This is a genomic window from Enterococcus sp. AZ197 (assembly GCF_050556405.1).
In the GTDB taxonomy this organism is placed as follows: Bacteria; Bacillota; Bacilli; order Lactobacillales; family Enterococcaceae; genus Enterococcus; species Enterococcus faecalis.
Genome location: NZ_CP187873.1, coordinates 1,371,617 through 1,387,839 on the forward strand (window position 1 = coordinate 1,371,617; position 16,223 = coordinate 1,387,839).

The window sequence follows — 16,223 nt, forward strand, 5'->3', positions numbered from 1 at the left end:
TCACCACCTTTAATGGGTTTATTAACTTAAGCCTAACACGGAACGACAAAACTTGAAAACAAAAGGATCACCCGCTTATGCCAACGGATGATCCTTTTTGGTCATTATTCTTCTGGTAACCCATTATTTTTAATCACTGATTGGTACCAATAAAAACTATCTTTTTTAATGCGTCGTAAATCTTTTAACTCATGGTCTTCACGATTAACGTAAATAAAACCGTAGCGTTTTTTGAATCCTTGATGGGAACTTAAAATATCCATGACCGACCAAGGGCAATAGCCAAACAACTCAACACCGTCAGAAATAGCCGCATGACAAGCAGCAATATGATCATGCAAATACGCAATTCGATAATCATCATGAATTTTTCCGTCCTCTGTTAGGTGATCTGGTGTGCCTAAACCGTTTTCTGTAATGATTAACGGCAAACGGTATTGACGATAATAATCATTTAAAACTAAACGTAGACCAGTTGGATCAATTTGGGCACCATACTTAGAGGTTTTTAAATGTTGATTTTTTTCGATTTTAAAATAACCGTATAGATCAAAATCAATGTCCTTTTCTTTCGTACCCAATGGGTGTTGTTCATCTGTCGGTAAATAGCTAGCAACTAACGTCCGATAATAATTAAGGGCGATAAAATCTGGTTTAGCGGCTTTCAGAATTGCTTGATCTTCTGGCTGTGTTTCGGGATAAATGCCGCATTTGGTCAAATACTCTTGATAGTAACCAGGGTATTCGCCAAAACAATACATTTCTAGAGCGTAATTCGTTTTAAAGTTATCATTCATACGAGCTGCCCAAACATCTTCAGGCTTATTGGAACTAGGATAAGTCATCGTTGAGGAAACAGAGGGACCGACTTTTCCCCCAGCAACCAATTGGTGACAATCATTCGTCGCTAACGCATGGGCAACAAACATATGGTAATCCATTTGTGCACGAATTTTTTCAACATTTTCTGGTGCAACATCGTACATATTCATTCGTTCATCAACACGAATCATTAAGTTTTGTTCGTTCGTAACTTGCCAATTTTTGACTCGATCACCAAACGCTTGATAACAGACTTGCGCATAGCGTTGAAATGCGGAAACGCAGCGACGATCCGCCCAACCATTGTATTTTTCCACCAACGCAAAAGGTAAATCAAAATGATACAGTGTGACAAACGGCAAAATATCGTTTTCTAAAAGTGTATCAATGACAGAATTATAAAAATCGATGCCGGCTTGATTGATTTCGCCATCACCTGTTGGAATGATTCGTGCCCATGAAAGAGAAAAACGATAGGTTTTTAAGCCTAATTCTTTCATTAACGCAATGTCCTCTTTGAAACGATGGTAAAAATCGCTGGCGACTTTCGTATCTGCTTGTACAGCTGACTTTTTAAAAGAATTGTAATCAGCGACTGTTAGGCCTTTGCCGTCCTCATTCCAAGCGCCCTCAATTTGAAAAGCGGAGGAAGAAGCTCCCCATAAAAAATCGTTCTTAAATTGTTTAACCATTAGTTTTGCTCCTTTACTTGCATGAAAAATAAATTTGTTTGTGGTGTAATCTCTGTTTGTTTGGTTGTCTCAATTATAGCCATTTCCGCAGTATTTGTTACGATGACTAAGACGGTTGGATCATAACCAGCAGCTTGGATGATTTGTTTATCAAAAGAGAGCAGTTTTTGTCCTAGTCTGACCCTTTCTCCTGCTTTTACGAACCTCTCAAATCCTCGTCCTTTTAATTCAACTGTATTGATTCCAATGTGAAGGAGGATTTCAGCACCATTGTCTAACTTTAAGCCAATTGCATGATGAGTTGGATATAAAGCCGTCACCTGCCCATTTCCTGGAGAAACAATTTGTTCCTCTATCGGATAAATAGCTAGTGTTTTTCCCATTTGTTGAGAAGCAAAGACTTCATCGTTGATTTGGTCTAAAGATACGAGTTGTCCTTGAACAGGTGCTTGAATCCGTTGTTTTTCTTTGACTGTCCCTGCCTCTGTCTTGAAGCCGGGTTCTTGACGTGACTCGTCAAGCGGTAAATCATTAAAGCCTAGAAAAATCGTTAATAGAAATGCACCAAAAAAAGCAATGCCACAACCTAATAAATAACAAATAAAGGCTTTGGTTCCTGCTTCTGCGTAAACTGGGATGGTCAAGAGTCCTTGGTTAGCGAAGGCTGTCCCGTAGGAACCGCCCCAGCCCATTAAGGCCCCACCTGCTGCTCCGCTAGCCACCGCATAAATCATCGGTTTTTTTAGCCGCAAGTTTGCACCATAAATGGCTGGTTCTGTGATACCAAATAATGCAGTCACTGTTGCAGATGCAGCAACGGCTTTCAAGTCTTTATTTTTTGTGCGGACAAACACGCCAAATGCGGCGCCCGCTTGAGAAAAGTTTGCTGCACCAGCAAACGCTAGCAAATTTTGCCGCCCTGTTCGAGCGACATCATTAATCCCAATTGGCACAAGTCCGCGGTGAGCCCCAAAAATGACTAAGACACACCAAATTCCGCCGATAAAACCGCCTAACAAGATGGGACTAAAATTCATTATATAATAATACAACCAATTCACGCCGTCACCTAAATAAATCCCTATCGGTCCAAATAATAATAAAGTGGCTGGAATCATTAAAAGTAATGATAGCGTAGGAACCATAATAATTTTTAGAACTTCTGGAATAACTTTTTCCAAAAAGCGTTGCACATAAGCTAACATAAAAATTGCAAGAATAATAGGAATTACTGTGGAAACGTAATTGGCTTTGGTCACATGTAATCCAAACAAGGTAACCGCTGATTCTTCAGTCATTAATGAAACGATGGTTGGATAACATAAGGTGGCACCAATTACCATGGCGATATATTCGTTTGTTTTGAAAACCTTAGCAGCTGAATAACCTAAAATAACTGGCATAAAATAAAAAAGTGCATCGGAAGCGGCGCTTAAAATAATATACGTATTCAAAGGTTTTAAATCGACCTGGTAAAAATTGTTTGCGACCATCACAGCAATAGCTAGAATTCCTTTTAACATGCCAGAAGCGGCAATTGCTGGTACGACAGGCGTGAAAATCGCGGCAACAGTATTTAAAATTCGATTACCTAATGAATTTTTTTCTTTTGTAGATGTTTTGGTCGTAAGTTGCTGAGCCAACAAAGGTTCTAGAGCATTATAAACATGCGCGACTTTATTGCCTAAAACCACTTGATACTGCCCGCCACTTTCAACAACAGAAATGACACCTTCTGTTTGTAGTAAGGCTTCTTTGTTCGCTTGTTTCGTATCTTTCAATACGAAACGCAATCGTGTATAACAATGTGTGACATCCACGATATTGTCTTTGCCACCTACGTCTTTCAAAATTTCTTTTGCTATTGCTTGGTAGTCCATGGTGACCACTCCTTATCTATAAAATAACAGCTCAATAAAAAAGACCAAATCACACATGCACGTTTCAGCAAACACACTCAATATTTGCTCGTCGTGAATGTCCCTTTGATCTGATCTACGTAATAACTATGTTTCTCACGATAGAATAGCTGATTGAATTTATTTTTAATTTACCATTATTTAGAGGGATTATCAATGAATTAGGTGTACGAACCTAAAATAAGCAGATGAAGATGAAATTGTCGTGCACTACACTCTATTTTAATCTTTTTCCACATAGCAAATACCATAGCAAACTGATTTTTTATGACCAGTTACTATGGTATGTTATTGTGTAATTATAAAACAGAGCTATCTATCTGCATGTTTAATTTAGCTAATAGTTTGTCTGTTCTATAATAATTTACTTGAAAATGGGTAAACCGACCTTTGTCAATAGAATATAGGTTATAGCCATAATTTTCTTCAAACCTTACAATCCCCTGACCTTCATCTTCGCCAACAAAAGACATGCCAGCTACCGTATAATAGGGAATCCCGTTTATGTGGTGTAAATACGGATGATGTGTATGGCCAGTTAATACACCTAAAATATCAGAACCTTTTAATAATTGAATGGTTTCCTCTGCTTCTGGCAATGTCGGCATACTACTTTGTTCCCTTAACAAATGATGATGCATGACTAACAGGATAGGCTTATCTGACAATTTTTTTAAAGTTGTTTGTAACCAATCTTTTTGTTCCTTATTCATATGGCCATCAGGATTGTCATGTTCTGAATTATCTAGACTAATAATGTGAAATTCTGGATAAGTTTGTACAACGTTATACGGTCGTTCAGTTCCTATTTGATTAAGCCAACCAATTCGAAAGTTTTTCTTTATATCATGATTTCCTAATGTCACAATCATCGGAATTCCCTGTAAGATAGTTTGTAACTTTTGTTTTAAAAAAGCGTAGTCTTCTGGCTCACCGTCTTCTGTGAGATCACCACTGATAATTACTAAATCAATTTTTTTTATTTTTAATAGACTGGTTAAAGAGGACTCTAAGCGAATCAACGGATTTTCCATTTTGGTTAACATTCCTTTATAACCATCTTTTGCTTTTTCATAATTTCTACGAAAATGAATATCTGATAAATGTAAAATATCCATACTATCTCAATTTCTTTCTAATTAATTCTGTTACTTGATCTAAAACAAAAATTGTCAATACAACACCTATTAATAGAATACTCACTTTACTCCAATTTCTTGTTTGGATCGCAAAAATTAATGGTGCTCCAATGCCCCCAGCACCTACTAAGCCTAAAGTAGCTGCACTTCGAATAGCAATTTCAACATGATTTAATATCAGAGAGCTATAAATAGGTAGTAAAGAAGGGATTCGCACATAAAATAACTTTTGCCAAAAATTTGCCCCCACAGCATCCATACTTTCGATCAATTTTTCATCCATACTTTCTAATTCTTCTGTGAACAACTTACTCAACATCCCAATTTGGTGAACACCAATTGCCATTACTCCAGCAAATGGGCCGGGCCCCAAGACTTTTACAAAAATAATTGCTAAAATTAATTCTGGAAAAGCGCGTAAAATATGGCTACCAAGCTTGCCAATCTTTGTTAAAAAAGGTGCAGATGGCCACAAATTAACGGCACTAAATAAAGTTACTGGTATTGCTAATACAGTTGCAAAAGAAGTACCCAAACAAGCAATTGCAACCGTTAAAATAAGTAAACTTACTAAATCTTCCCCACTCCCATCGTAGACAAAGGACCAATCTGGATGCCCCAATCCAATAAATACATCTATCGCCATTTTTAAAGAAAATGTTTGAAGTCCTGTATAATCGATTCGTGTAAGTGTAATGAAAAATAGTAAAATTAGTACTACTGTTGATACTATTTTCTTTTTACTTATTTCTGTTATGATCATAATAACGTTCTCCTAACATATGCACTCAACCAATCAACAACTATTTCCATTACCAAAATGACTAGAATGATGATACCCACGCGATCATATTTAGCTAAAGAAAGGGAGGTGTTTAAAATAATCCCAATGCCTCCAGCACCTACATAACCCAATACTGTGGATGCACGAACATTTACTTCAAAGGCGTAAAAAGCATACCCAAAAAATTGACTGGCTACTTGCGGGAAAATAGACCATACAGCAATTTGTAATTGAGTGGCTCCTGTTGCTTCGGTAGCTTCAATTGGCCCTAAATCAATTGTTTCAATTGCCTGAAACATTAATTGTGATAACATACCAAAAGTAAAGATGGTAATTGTCAGGACACCTGTTGCTTCACCAATACCAAAAATCGCCACCATTAATGCCGCAAGTAAAAGTGTCGGAATTGTCCGAATCAAACTTAGAAAAAATCTTAATATTAACAACCCTATTCTGTTTTTTGTGACAACATTTGAGGCTAAAAAGCTAAAAGGAACTGCTAAAAGGAATCCTAGTATCGTGCCTAAAAAAGAGATTTCCAATGTCTTGATTAAAGGTGTAATAATTTTGGGTAAAAATGAAAAGTCTGGTGGGAAAAATTGCTGCAAAAAGCGACCAATTTGGCTGAAATTAGTAAGAATTTCAGTAAAATCCGCACCAGTAACAGCAATACTACTTTCTATACAAATAAATATAATAAACAATATAAATAGTTTTTTATACCATAGAAAATGGATAGTATCTTTTATCTTCATACGTTGTTCTCCGCCATTTCTACTTCTTCAAAGATTGCCATGCCGTAAATTTCTTCTAAACGAGTATCAGTCAATTGTTCTGGAATCCCATCAAAAACAACTTCACCACTTTTTAAAGCAATAATTCTTGTGGCATACTCCCGTGCTAAAGAAACAGAATGTAAATTTATAACGATAGTTTTCCCTAGTGTCTGATTAATCGTTTGTAAATCGTTCATCACTTTTTTTGTCATAATAGGGTCCAATGAAGCTACGGGTTCATCTGCCAAGATGATCGGCGCCTGTTGAACCAACGCACGTGCAATAGAGACACGTTGTTGCTGTCCGCCACTTAATTCATCACTACGTGTATGCAGTTTATCCACAAGTCCGACAGCATTTAAAGCTGCCGTTGTTTTTTGATAGTCATCCTTAGTAAATAAGCCAAAGATACTTCTCCAAGTAGAGTAATAGCCCAAACGCCCAGAGAGAACATTTTTTTGTACAGAGCTGCGTTTTACCAAATTAAAATTTTGTGAAATAAGACCAATTTGTCGGCGAATCAAGCGCAGCTTTTTTTTCTTAGCCTGAGTAATTGACTGATTGTTTATATGAATTTCACCTTCCGTTATTTCCACTAGTCGATTAATCGACTTCAAAAAGGTGCTTTTCCCAGCACCACTCAAACCAATAATGGCAATAATTTCGCCTTCCTTAATTGTCAAGTTAATATTTTGTAATCCTTGTACCCCGTTTGGATAGGTTTTAGATACATTAGTAAAAACAATCATTTTGATACTCCTTTAATTGATTAGATTAGTCTTAGTGATTATTCTGCTGCTTTTTCTGTATATGCACGGATTGTATTATATGCATCATCTGCTGCTTCTTCATAACCTAAATGCCCCCATAAATTCATAGCTTCTTTTCCTTCAGGGTCATTTTTCATCTCTAAAAATGTTTCTTTGATCTTTTCTTTTAGATCAGTTGACATTTTTGGATTGACTGCAATTGCATCGTTAGGGATATCACCTTTTGTTAAATAAAGGACACGTAATTCTTTGGTTAAATCTTTATCTGGAAAGGCTGCATTAAAAACATTTCGCGCTCCTTCAAAAACAAAGGCTGCATCCATTTGGCCGTTTAAAACGGCAGTAATTTCGCTGGGAATATCATTTACCGTCGTTAAAGTAGCTTCTTGTACGGGATCAATTCCTAAATCTTTTAACTCAGCGACAGGATAAATATAGCCGCTTGCAGAATTAGGATTCAATGTTGCGATTTTTTTATTTTTTAAATCTTTTAATTCTTTTAAATTACTATCATTACGGACTAAAACTTCACCTTTAAAGGTTGTCGCTAAAACATTGTCTAAAGGCTTCCCTGTTTTTTGATCATAATCTTTCAACTGTGAAGTTAAAATCGCTTGCGCCGCGTGCATATCTTTTGCACGTACGTAGGCTGCAGGTGGCATGATTCCTAAATCTACTTTTCCAGAATCCATTGCTTCAGAAATCGTCGAGTAATCTGTTGCTAAGGTTACTTCCACTTCACGATCTAATTTTTTTGACAAATATTCTGCAAAAGGTTTTGTCTTCGCTTCCATACTGCCATCATTATTCGTAGGCACAAATTGAACAACTAATTTATCTGATGTTACTTCTTTTTTCTTTGCTTGACTCATGCCACAACCGCTTAACCCTAGAATAAGTAAACTTCCCAAAACAATTGATGTCACTTTTTTTAAACGCATTTTTTCTCCTCCTAAAAATAAATGTTTCGTTTACAAAGGAAATCATAGCAAACTTTTAAAGTATTAAATAGAGACACAAGTCCTTATTTACACTTTATTTACATACAATTAACAAAAATAACAAAAAAATATTCGTTTTTTATCTAGAAATATTTTATAATGAAGCTAACAATAAATAAAGGTGCTGACAGTTTTTATGAAATATTTGAAAAATAGACAGAAATTACAAGAATATATTGATTTATATCAATTGCAGAGTTACATGGATACACCATTAGCAGAAATTGGCCAATTAGTAACATTTGAAAAATCCGAACATTTAATTGAACTCGATCAATCCTCTAACCATTTATACTTTCTTTTGGAAGGAAATGTTATGATTTATACGCCTACATTAGAAGACCAGAAAGTTTGCATCAGCTATACTCACCCAATTGCGCTCTTAGGCGAAGCCTCTTCTTTATGGAAAAAATCACCAAAAAGTAATGTTTTGGCTAATACTGCGTGTCTTTGTTTATGTATTCCGTTAAATGAACACCGCACAGCGTTACAGAATGATTTACTTTTTTTACAAACCATTTGTCTTACCTTAAGTGAGCGACTTAACTCTGGTGCACTTCTGGCTTCCTCTTTGATAGAGCCTGTTGATGTTCGCTTAGCAAAATATATTTTGGCGCATCAAAAGAATAGTTATTTCAATTGTAAACTAACCACTTGTGCAACCACATTAAACGTTAGTTATCGTCATTTAACACGCCTCATTACACAATTTAAAAAAGAGGGCCTCATTCAAAAAGAGCAACAAGAGTACCTCATCCTTAATCCAGAAAAATTGACAGATATAGCAAAAATGAAACGATAAAAAAAACTAAGAAATTAGATTTTTATCTAATTTCTTAGTTTTTTATTAGTTAATCATTCTTTGACTAGCGTACAGCTGTTTAAAAGATATTTTTTACAAGACTGGGGACAACAAGCGTGAAAAGTTTTGCTTGAAACGTAGCCAGTACCCTTGTTTTTTAATTATCTCATCGGTTAGTAAGACACTTTTTTCTATATCTTCTTCAAAGACTTGCGCTAACATCCACGCAATGTCGGGATTGTAAATAAACGTACTTACCTCAAAATTCAATGAATAACTGCGAATATCTTGGTTTGTTGTCCCAACCATAGCTAATTCATCATCAATTACCATTGTTTTTGCATGAATAAACCCACTATCATAAATATAAATTTTAATGCCGCGTTTGTGTAAGTAATTCGCGTAATATTGTGTTGCGCGGTAAATAAAGGGATGGTCAGGCATGCAAGGAATCATAATTCGCACGTCGACACCTGAACGAACCGCCACTAACAACGCATTAATCATACTATCGTCAGGGATTAAATACGGTGTTTGAATCCAGACACTCTTTTCTGCAGAAAAAATCATCCGAACAAACCCGCTTTTCAAAATTTCTTCTTCTGAATCAGGACCATCTGAAACAACTTGTAAGGACAAATGCTCCACTTCATGATCTTCTGGTAATTTAAAATATTTTTCATGATACGTCATACGTTCTTCAGGATATTTGACTGAAGCATTCCAATCCATGATAAATATCTCTTGCAATGAAAATACGGCCGTCCCGACCAAACGAATATGGGTATCTCGCCAGTAACCAAATTTTTCGGTGACATTCAAATATTGATCCCCAACATTGAACCCGCCGGTCCAGCCAATTTTCCCATCGATGACAACAATTTTCCGATGCAAGTGATAATTTAGACGTGTTTTACGGATCATATCGCGAGAAGTAATAAAGGGAGCTACTTTTCCTCCAGCGTCAACGTAACGAGCAAAAAACTTTTTATTTGCGCCGGGTGAACCCCAAGGATCGTAAATTAAGTAAACTTCCACGCCTTCATGCAACTTTTCGATTAATACATCTAAAAATTGATTGCCAATCGTGTCATTAAAAAACGCATAATATTCCACATGAACGGTTTCTTTCGCTGCACGAATATCTTCAAATAATGCTTGGAATTTTTCTTGGCCATCTGTGAATAATTGCAAACTATTTCTTTTGGCCAACGGTGATGCGTCCATATTCCGGAAATAACGATTTAAAACTTTCGCATCATAAAGTAAATCATAACGTTTATCGCGCCCTGCTTTTTTGTTATCGATGTCCACTTTTTCTTTAATTCGTTGAACCATTTGTTTTTCATCATCAGACAATTTAAAAACTTCTTGTCCATCGATACCTCGCCCACAGAATAAGTAAATAATAAAGCCGATACCAGGCAAGAAAATCAACGTCATCATCCATGCTAAAACGCTGGAAATACTACGAGGTTTTCTAAAAACAGTAATTAAGGCAGCAATAACGTTAATTACTAATAAAAATAACAAAATCCAAACAAAAATTTTCATCGCTTACCTCCTTTTTACTTCATACTAAGATTATATCAAATAACAGTTAAATTAGGCGAATAATATGAGCGAGTATTCAAAAAAGAATTCATTTCTATAAGTGTTTCGCCTTTGATTCTCAGTTTTTCTGTACTATAATGAGGGCTGGATGTAAAGATTTTGAAAAGAGGTACTTATTTTATGGTCGTTGATTTGAAAATGTTAGCTATGATTTTTATCATTAATTTTGCGTATATTACCTTAAATACTATTCGTTTTATGTTAACGATGAAAGGTTATCGGGTTATTGCACCGCTGGTTAGTATGGCTGAAATAACAATTTATGTCTTAGGGCTAAGTATGGTTCTGAATCGGTTAGACAATCCTTTAAATTTACTTGTTTATGCGCTTGGTTACGCTGTTGGCATTAGTGTAGGAATTAAAATCGAAGACTATTTGGCCTTGGGTTATATTATGGTATCAGTTATCCTCCCTTCTACTACTGAACAATTTCATTTACCAGAAACACTTCGTGAACACGGCTATGGTGTTACGCAAAGTGTCGCCTACGGACGCGAAGGAGAACGAATGGTTTTAGAAATTCTTTCCCCAAGAAAAAACGAACGTACATTGTACAAATTAATCAATCAATTAGAGCCGAGAGCATTTATCATTTCCTATGAGCCTAAGTTCATTTCCGGTGGTTTTTGGACGAAAAAAGTTCGCAAAAGAAATGACGCCATTTCTCACTAAGAAGCGGCGTCATTTCTTGTTATTGATTTTTAGTTTACATAATAAAATTATCGTAACTTTAATTTATTCTAAGATAACTTAGAGAGTTCGTACCTAGTTGCTCAATCAATTGTTGCATAAAAACTAAGCGTTCGATGGCCGATCGGTTAGCAATTTTTTCATAATAAAATGCTAGAATATTCGACTGTGCTTCTAAAGGCTCGGCTTGTTCCGTTGCTACTGGTAAAAGGAGTTTTAAGTGGTCCTGGTCAATCGTAATCACTTGGGTCAAGTGCAAACTTTCTTGAAAAATATTAGGCACAGTACTGACTTTGCGGCCTCGCAGAGCTTGTTTAATGACTCTTCTCGCTTGCGAAAGATAGTATTCAGGATTTACGTCCCCTAGCAAGTCATATAAAGCGCTGAAGGCTTCTGGCAAGGATTGCTCTTTGCCCAAGTAATCAAAATAACGAGGCATTGTTGGAACCTCTGTCTTTTCTTTTTCAAGCGTAATTATAGATAGTTGTGCCGAGGCCAATCTTTGTTTTTGATAAAATGTGAGGCCACCGCTCACGCCAAAAAAATAGTCTTCCTCTTCTGGAAACACTTGTGGCCAAAAAGATTCAGCTAGCCAAAATAATTGCTCTGTTACAGTTCCTTTAAACTTAGGAAGTTCGTCTTCAGCCAAGGGCAAACTCGCAACTTCAGCTGCCGTATAGATAGGAAAATTCAAACGATATTGACGATTTTCCCGAATGATTAACTGACAATCAATCATTTCTGATAAAAATTGTTCTAACTTGGCTTCTGTTGCAAAGGCCGCTTTTAATTGTCTTAAAATGACTCTTTCTTCCCGATGTTCATACATAAAAGTAACAAGAGGGAAAAAAAGTGATTGGTTGAGCAAATGATTGTATTGTTTCGTTTGTTGCGGAGAATGATAGTAAATTGCTAAATCATTCATGTTAACGCCCCTTTACTATTGAAGCGCCTAAGCAACAAGGAATTTATCGCGTTGCTTAGGCGCTTACGGTTTTAGTTAAAGACTTCTGTTAATTGTGGTACTACTTGTTTTTTACGAGAAACAACGCCTGGTAAGAACGCACGATTGTTAACTAATGTTACATTAAACGCTGCTTCAATTTTGGCTTGTTCCGCACCAATCGCTAATAATTCAGAATCACTGTCTAGGATATTCGTAATAATTAAGACAAACAAGTCATAATTATTGGCTGCATTTTCTGCGGCCATAGCTGCTTCTAATTCAGCTTGACGATCTAAAACTTCTGCTAAGTCGACGGTATTTACTTGGGCAACGCGAACTGTTTTGCCGTTCATTGGGAAGCTCTTAGCATCTAAATCTAAAAGAACTTCAGCTGATTTATCGCTTAAATTTGTTCCTGCTTTTAATAAGTCAAGACCATAGCCTTCTAAATTAATTTCAGCAATATCAGCTAGGGCGTGCGCTGCATCGATGTCTTCTTGTGTGCAAGTTGGTGATTTAAATAATAATGTATCAGAAATAATCGCTGAGACCATCATACCAGCAATTTGAGCTGGAATTGTCACGTTATTTTCTTTAAACATTTTATAGATGATTGTACTGGTACACCCTACTGGTTCTGCACGATAATACAATGGATCTGCTGTTTCGAAGTTGGCAATCCGGTGATGATCCACTACTGCTAAAATGTTTACTTCAGCGATATCTGAAATGCTTTGTTGGAATTCGTTATGATCCACTAACATGACTTGGTTTGTTTCGCTAGCTGCTTCAGTGACAACACGTGGTGCTTCAATATTGAAGTAATCTAAGGCATATTGAGTTTCTTCACTTGGTGTTCCTAAAGCGACAGCTTCTGTCTCTTTTCCTAATTCTTTTTGTAAGTAAGCAAAACTAATTGCTGCTCCGATAGCATCTGTATCAGGATTTTGGTGTCCAAAAACTAAAATTTTTGACATAATACACACTCCTTGGTTTTGATTCACTCTTAATGATAACAAAAAATAGAAAAGAAACAACAAAAAAATTGTCTTCTTTTCTATTTTTTCGTTTGTTAACGTGCTAGATAACCTTGATAGTCCTCGACATGTAGTAGTTTTTTCGCATTTTCAACACGATCATTTTTAGGAGGCTCAATTCCTTCTAATGGATAAGGAATACCTAGTTCTTCCCATTTGTACTTGCCCATCGTATGATAAGGAAGCACTTCAACTTTATCTACATTGTTTAATGTTTTTATGAAGGCATCCAGACGGATTAAATATTCGTCGTAATCACTACGTTGAGGCACCAATACGTGGCGAATCCAAACAGGTTTGTCAATTTCAGATAAATAGGTAGCCATTTCCAAAATATTATCATTTGATTGCGTTGTTAACAGTTTATGCTGCTCGTTATCAATATGTTTGATGTCGAATAAGAGTAAATCTGTGTACTTCATCAATTCATCAAATTGACTAATGAAGGGTTCTTCCCGAGTAAAAGGTTTGCCACACGTATCTAAGGTTGTATGAATGCCTTGTGCTTTGGCTTTTTTAAATAAATCGATTAAAAAGTCCATTTGCAATAGCGGCTCACCACCACTGACAGTGATACCACCCTTTTCGCCCCAATAAGAGCGAAAACGTAATGCTTCCTCTAATACTTCGTCAGTCGTCACCACACGACCACCGGAACCAATTTTCCAAGTATCTGGATTATGACAGAATTGACATCTCATGCGACACCCTTGTGTAAATACGATAAAACGGACACCTGGACCATCAACGGTACCAAAATTTTCTGTTGAATGAATTCTACCTGTAACTGGTGTTGTCATAATGATCCCTCTTCTTTCAAACGAAAAGGATGACACGTTAAATGTCACCCTTTCAGTTAAATAATGTAAATGTTTTTTATAGTCTGTCGTGTGAAGTTCTTGAAATAACGTCTGCTTGTTGTTCAGGAGTTAAGTCACGGAATTTCACGGCATATCCAGATACACGGATAGTTAAGTTTGGATATTTTTCTGGATGTGCTTGTGCATCTAATAATAATTCGTTTGTAAATACGTTTACGTTTAAGTGGTAACCACCTTTATCGAAGTAGCCATCTAATACGTTACGTAAGTTGTTAATTCTTGTGTCGTCGTCTTTACCTAAACCATTAGGGTTGATGGTTTGTGTATTAGAAATACCATCTAAAGCGATTGTATATTCTAAACGAGCTGTTGAGTTTAATGAAGCTAATAAGCCATTTTTCTCACCTAAGAATTTACCGTCTTGATAACTTGGGTTCGCACCTGGTGCAAGAGGTTTGCCGGCACGACGTCCGTCAGGCGTGTTCCCTGTTGCTTTACCATAAACAACGTTTGAAGTGATTGTTAATAATGAAGTCGTTGGTTTAGAGTTACGGTATGTGTGTTGACGTTTAATTTGTGTCATAAAGTAATCTAAAATCCAGTTAGCCATTGCATCGGCTTCTTCGTTATCGTTTCCGTATGTTGGGAATTCTTTTGTTGGTACATAATCAATTGCCATACCATCTTCGTCACGGATTACTTCTACTTCACCGTGTTTAATTGCCATGATACTATCAGTCGCATGAGAGATTCCGGCAATACCAGTTGCGAATGTCCGTTGTAAATCAGTATCCATTAAAGCTAATTGTGGTGCTTCATATGCATATTTATCATGCATGTAATGAATAATGTTTAATGTGTTAACGTACAATTCAGCTAACCAGTCTAAGATGTCTTTATAGCGTTCCATGAATTCGTGGTAATCTAATTTGTCACCAGTCATTGGACGATATTTTGGTGCTACTTGCATTTTAGTTTTTTCGTCGACCCCGCCGTTAATTGCATAAAGAACAGCTTTCGCTAAGTTCGCACGAGCGCCGAAGAATTGCATATCTTTACCCATAACTGTTGCAGAAACACAACATGCGATTGCACAGTCGTCAGAACCCCAGTTTTCACGTAATAAGTCATCGTTTTCAAATTGGATAGATGAGCTTTCTTTCGCGATTTTAGCTGCATATGTTCTGAAGCCTTCTGGTAAGTGAGAAGAATACAATACAGTTAAGTTCGGTTCTGGAGATGGTCCCATGTTTGTTAAGGTGTGTAAGATACGGAAGTCATTTTTGGTAACTAATGAACGACCGTCAATACCCATACCAGCAATAGATAATGTTGCCCAAATTGGATAACCAGAGAATAATTGATTGTATTCTGGTGTCCGTGCAAATTTAACCATACGTAATTTCATGATTAAATGGTCAATCATTTCTTGTGCTTCAAATTCAGTGATTAAACCAGCTTCTAAGTCACGTTGGATATAGATATCTAAGAATGCTGAGATACGACCAATTGACATTGCCGCACCATTTTGAGATTTAATGGCACCTAGGTAACCAAAGTATAACCATTGGATTGCTTCTTGCGCATTTGCAGCAGGACGAGAAATATCGAAACCATAAGAAGCAGCCATTTGTTTTAAGTCATTTAACGCACGGTATTGTTCAGAAATTTCTTCACGTAAGCGAATAACATCGTCTGTCATTTCTTTGTTACCAGTGTTATCATGATCTTTTTTCTTTTGTTCCATTAAGTAGTCGATACCATATAATGCGATACGACGATAGTCACCGATAATACGGCCACGGCCATAAGCATCTGGAAGACCAGTAATGATTTTGTTTTTACGTGCTAAACGCATTTCAGCTGTGTAGGCATCAAAAACACCTTGGTTATGTGTTTTTCTGTATTCTGTGAAGATTTTTGTCATTTCTTCGTCAGTTTCATAACCATTTGAAACTAAGGCATTGTTCGCCATTTTAATACCACCGAATGGCATAAATGCTTGTTTTAATGGTACATCTGTTTGTAAACCGACAATTTTTTCTTCTTCTTTGATTAAGTAACCAGGTTCATGTGACGTAATAGTTGCTGGGATATCGCTATCCATGTCATAAACGCCATTTTTTTCATGTTGGATTTCAAATAATTCTTGTAGTTTTGTCCATAATTTGTCAGTGCTCGGAGCGATTGGTTCTAAGAAACTGTCGTCGCCTTTGTACTCTGTGTAGTTGTTTTGAATAAAATCACGAGTGTCAACGCTTGTTCTCCATTTGTCGCCTTTAAAGCCTTCCCATTGTTTCATGAAGTGTTTGCCTCCTTAGTTAACTGCTACTTGATTGTATGTAACAGCTTTATGTGATTAGTATAACACATAACCTTTTAGATGCAAGCGTTTTTTTATTATTTATTG

General features: G+C 36.5%; 14 protein-coding genes. 2 read left to right on the top strand and 12 right to left on the bottom strand.

What is annotated here, in order from left to right; genetic code table 11:
- Positions 1 to 104: 104 nt before the first annotated feature.
- The 7 genes from IGK82_RS06705 to IGK82_RS06735 form a co-directional block, all read right to left on the bottom strand.
- Positions 105 to 1,514, bottom strand: coding sequence for a glycoside hydrolase family 1 protein (locus tag IGK82_RS06705; RefSeq protein ID WP_016622406.1), 1,410 nt, complete (start codon positions 1,512 to 1,514; stop codon positions 105 to 107).
- Positions 1,514 to 3,394 (bottom strand): beta-glucoside-specific PTS transporter subunit IIABC, encoded by a 1,881-nt coding sequence (locus IGK82_RS06710; protein WP_016622405.1) that lies wholly within the window; start codon positions 3,392 to 3,394, stop codon positions 1,514 to 1,516. Before IGK82_RS06710 ends, IGK82_RS06705 begins: the two co-directional genes overlap by 1 nt.
- 338 nt (positions 3,395 to 3,732) lie before the next feature.
- Complete coding sequence (locus IGK82_RS06715; protein WP_002389125.1) at positions 3,733 to 4,551, bottom strand: metallophosphoesterase family protein; 819 nt, start codon at positions 4,549 to 4,551, stop codon at positions 3,733 to 3,735.
- A 1-nt stretch (position 4,552) separates the two neighbouring features.
- Positions 4,553 to 5,335 (bottom strand): PhnE/PtxC family ABC transporter permease, encoded by a 783-nt coding sequence (locus IGK82_RS06720; protein WP_002381897.1) that lies wholly within the window; start codon positions 5,333 to 5,335, stop codon positions 4,553 to 4,555.
- Positions 5,332 to 6,111, bottom strand: a complete 780-nt coding sequence (gene phnE / locus IGK82_RS06725) for a phosphonate ABC transporter, permease protein PhnE (protein ID WP_002360273.1) — start codon at positions 6,109 to 6,111, stop codon at positions 5,332 to 5,334. Before phnE ends, IGK82_RS06720 begins: the two co-directional genes overlap by 4 nt.
- Positions 6,108 to 6,881 (bottom strand): phosphonate ABC transporter ATP-binding protein, encoded by a 774-nt coding sequence (phnC, locus tag IGK82_RS06730; protein WP_010709432.1) that lies wholly within the window; start codon positions 6,879 to 6,881, stop codon positions 6,108 to 6,110. The genes phnE and phnC overlap by 4 nt, the downstream gene beginning before the upstream one ends.
- Positions 6,882 to 6,919: 38 nt before the next feature.
- Positions 6,920 to 7,843: a phosphate/phosphite/phosphonate ABC transporter substrate-binding protein gene (locus IGK82_RS06735; RefSeq protein WP_002381894.1), complete on the bottom strand. Its 924-nt coding sequence runs from the start codon at positions 7,841 to 7,843 to the stop codon at positions 6,920 to 6,922.
- Between the two features lie 196 nt (positions 7,844 to 8,039).
- Here IGK82_RS06735 and IGK82_RS06740 point away from each other — a divergent pair, with 196 nt between their 5' ends.
- Positions 8,040 to 8,705, top strand: coding sequence for a cyclic nucleotide-binding domain-containing protein (locus tag IGK82_RS06740; protein ID WP_002398759.1), 666 nt, complete (start codon positions 8,040 to 8,042; stop codon positions 8,703 to 8,705).
- Between the two features lie 93 nt (positions 8,706 to 8,798).
- Here IGK82_RS06740 and cls read toward each other — a convergent pair whose 3' ends face one another.
- Positions 8,799 to 10,259, bottom strand: coding sequence for a cardiolipin synthase (gene cls / locus IGK82_RS06745; protein ID WP_002381891.1), 1,461 nt, complete (start codon positions 10,257 to 10,259; stop codon positions 8,799 to 8,801).
- Positions 10,260 to 10,439: 180 nt separating this feature from the next.
- Here cls and IGK82_RS06750 point away from each other — a divergent pair, with 180 nt between their 5' ends.
- Complete coding sequence (locus tag IGK82_RS06750) at positions 10,440 to 10,991, top strand: DUF2179 domain-containing protein (RefSeq protein ID WP_002361848.1); 552 nt, start codon at positions 10,440 to 10,442, stop codon at positions 10,989 to 10,991.
- 58 nt (positions 10,992 to 11,049) lie between these two features.
- On the opposite strand, the gene IGK82_RS06755 is transcribed toward IGK82_RS06750, so the two are convergent.
- From IGK82_RS06755 to pflB, 4 genes are all read right to left on the bottom strand, one after another.
- Positions 11,050 to 11,934 (bottom strand): DUF1803 domain-containing protein, encoded by an 885-nt coding sequence (locus IGK82_RS06755; protein WP_002397324.1) that lies wholly within the window; start codon positions 11,932 to 11,934, stop codon positions 11,050 to 11,052.
- Between the two features lie 71 nt (positions 11,935 to 12,005).
- Positions 12,006 to 12,932, bottom strand: a complete 927-nt coding sequence (locus tag IGK82_RS06760) for a manganese-dependent inorganic pyrophosphatase (protein ID WP_002360265.1) — start codon at positions 12,930 to 12,932, stop codon at positions 12,006 to 12,008.
- Between the two features lie 95 nt (positions 12,933 to 13,027).
- The gene (gene pflA, locus IGK82_RS06765; RefSeq protein ID WP_002357530.1) at positions 13,028 to 13,792 is read right to left on the bottom strand and encodes a pyruvate formate-lyase-activating protein; all 765 of its coding nucleotides are present in this window, start codon (positions 13,790 to 13,792) and stop codon (positions 13,028 to 13,030) included.
- A 76-nt stretch (positions 13,793 to 13,868) separates the two neighbouring features.
- Positions 13,869 to 16,115: a formate C-acetyltransferase gene (gene pflB / locus IGK82_RS06770; RefSeq protein ID WP_002357529.1), complete on the bottom strand. Its 2,247-nt coding sequence runs from the start codon at positions 16,113 to 16,115 to the stop codon at positions 13,869 to 13,871.
- Between the last annotated feature and the right edge of the window lie 108 nt (positions 16,116 to 16,223).

What these genes read in the sequence shown, in the direction of transcription:
- IGK82_RS06705 (WP_016622406.1), bottom strand. Translation starts at nt 1,514, where the DNA reads ATGGTTAAACAATTTAAGAACGATTTTTTATGGGGAGCTTCTTCCTCC.
- IGK82_RS06710 (WP_016622405.1), bottom strand. Translation starts at nt 3,394, where the DNA reads ATGGACTACCAAGCAATAGCAAAAGAAATTTTGAAAGACGTAGGTGGC.
- IGK82_RS06715 (WP_002389125.1), bottom strand. Translation starts at nt 4,551, where the DNA reads ATGGATATTTTACATTTATCAGATATTCATTTTCGTAGAAATTATGAA.
- IGK82_RS06720 (WP_002381897.1), bottom strand. Translation starts at nt 5,335, where the DNA reads ATGATCATAACAGAAATAAGTAAAAAGAAAATAGTATCAACAGTAGTA.
- phnE (WP_002360273.1), bottom strand. Translation starts at nt 6,111, where the DNA reads ATGAAGATAAAAGATACTATCCATTTTCTATGGTATAAAAAACTATTT.
- phnC (WP_010709432.1), bottom strand. Translation starts at nt 6,881, where the DNA reads ATGATTGTTTTTACTAATGTATCTAAAACCTATCCAAACGGGGTACAA.
- IGK82_RS06735 (WP_002381894.1), bottom strand. Translation starts at nt 7,843, where the DNA reads ATGCGTTTAAAAAAAGTGACATCAATTGTTTTGGGAAGTTTACTTATT.
- IGK82_RS06740 (WP_002398759.1), top strand. Translation starts at nt 8,040, where the DNA reads ATGAAATATTTGAAAAATAGACAGAAATTACAAGAATATATTGATTTA.
- cls (WP_002381891.1), bottom strand. Translation starts at nt 10,259, where the DNA reads ATGAAAATTTTTGTTTGGATTTTGTTATTTTTATTAGTAATTAACGTT.
- IGK82_RS06750 (WP_002361848.1), top strand. Translation starts at nt 10,440, where the DNA reads ATGGTCGTTGATTTGAAAATGTTAGCTATGATTTTTATCATTAATTTT.
- IGK82_RS06755 (WP_002397324.1), bottom strand. Translation starts at nt 11,934, where the DNA reads ATGAATGATTTAGCAATTTACTATCATTCTCCGCAACAAACGAAACAA.
- IGK82_RS06760 (WP_002360265.1), bottom strand. Translation starts at nt 12,932, where the DNA reads ATGTCAAAAATTTTAGTTTTTGGACACCAAAATCCTGATACAGATGCT.
- pflA (WP_002357530.1), bottom strand. Translation starts at nt 13,792, where the DNA reads ATGACAACACCAGTTACAGGTAGAATTCATTCAACAGAAAATTTTGGT.
- pflB (WP_002357529.1), bottom strand. Translation starts at nt 16,115, where the DNA reads ATGAAACAATGGGAAGGCTTTAAAGGCGACAAATGGAGAACAAGCGTT.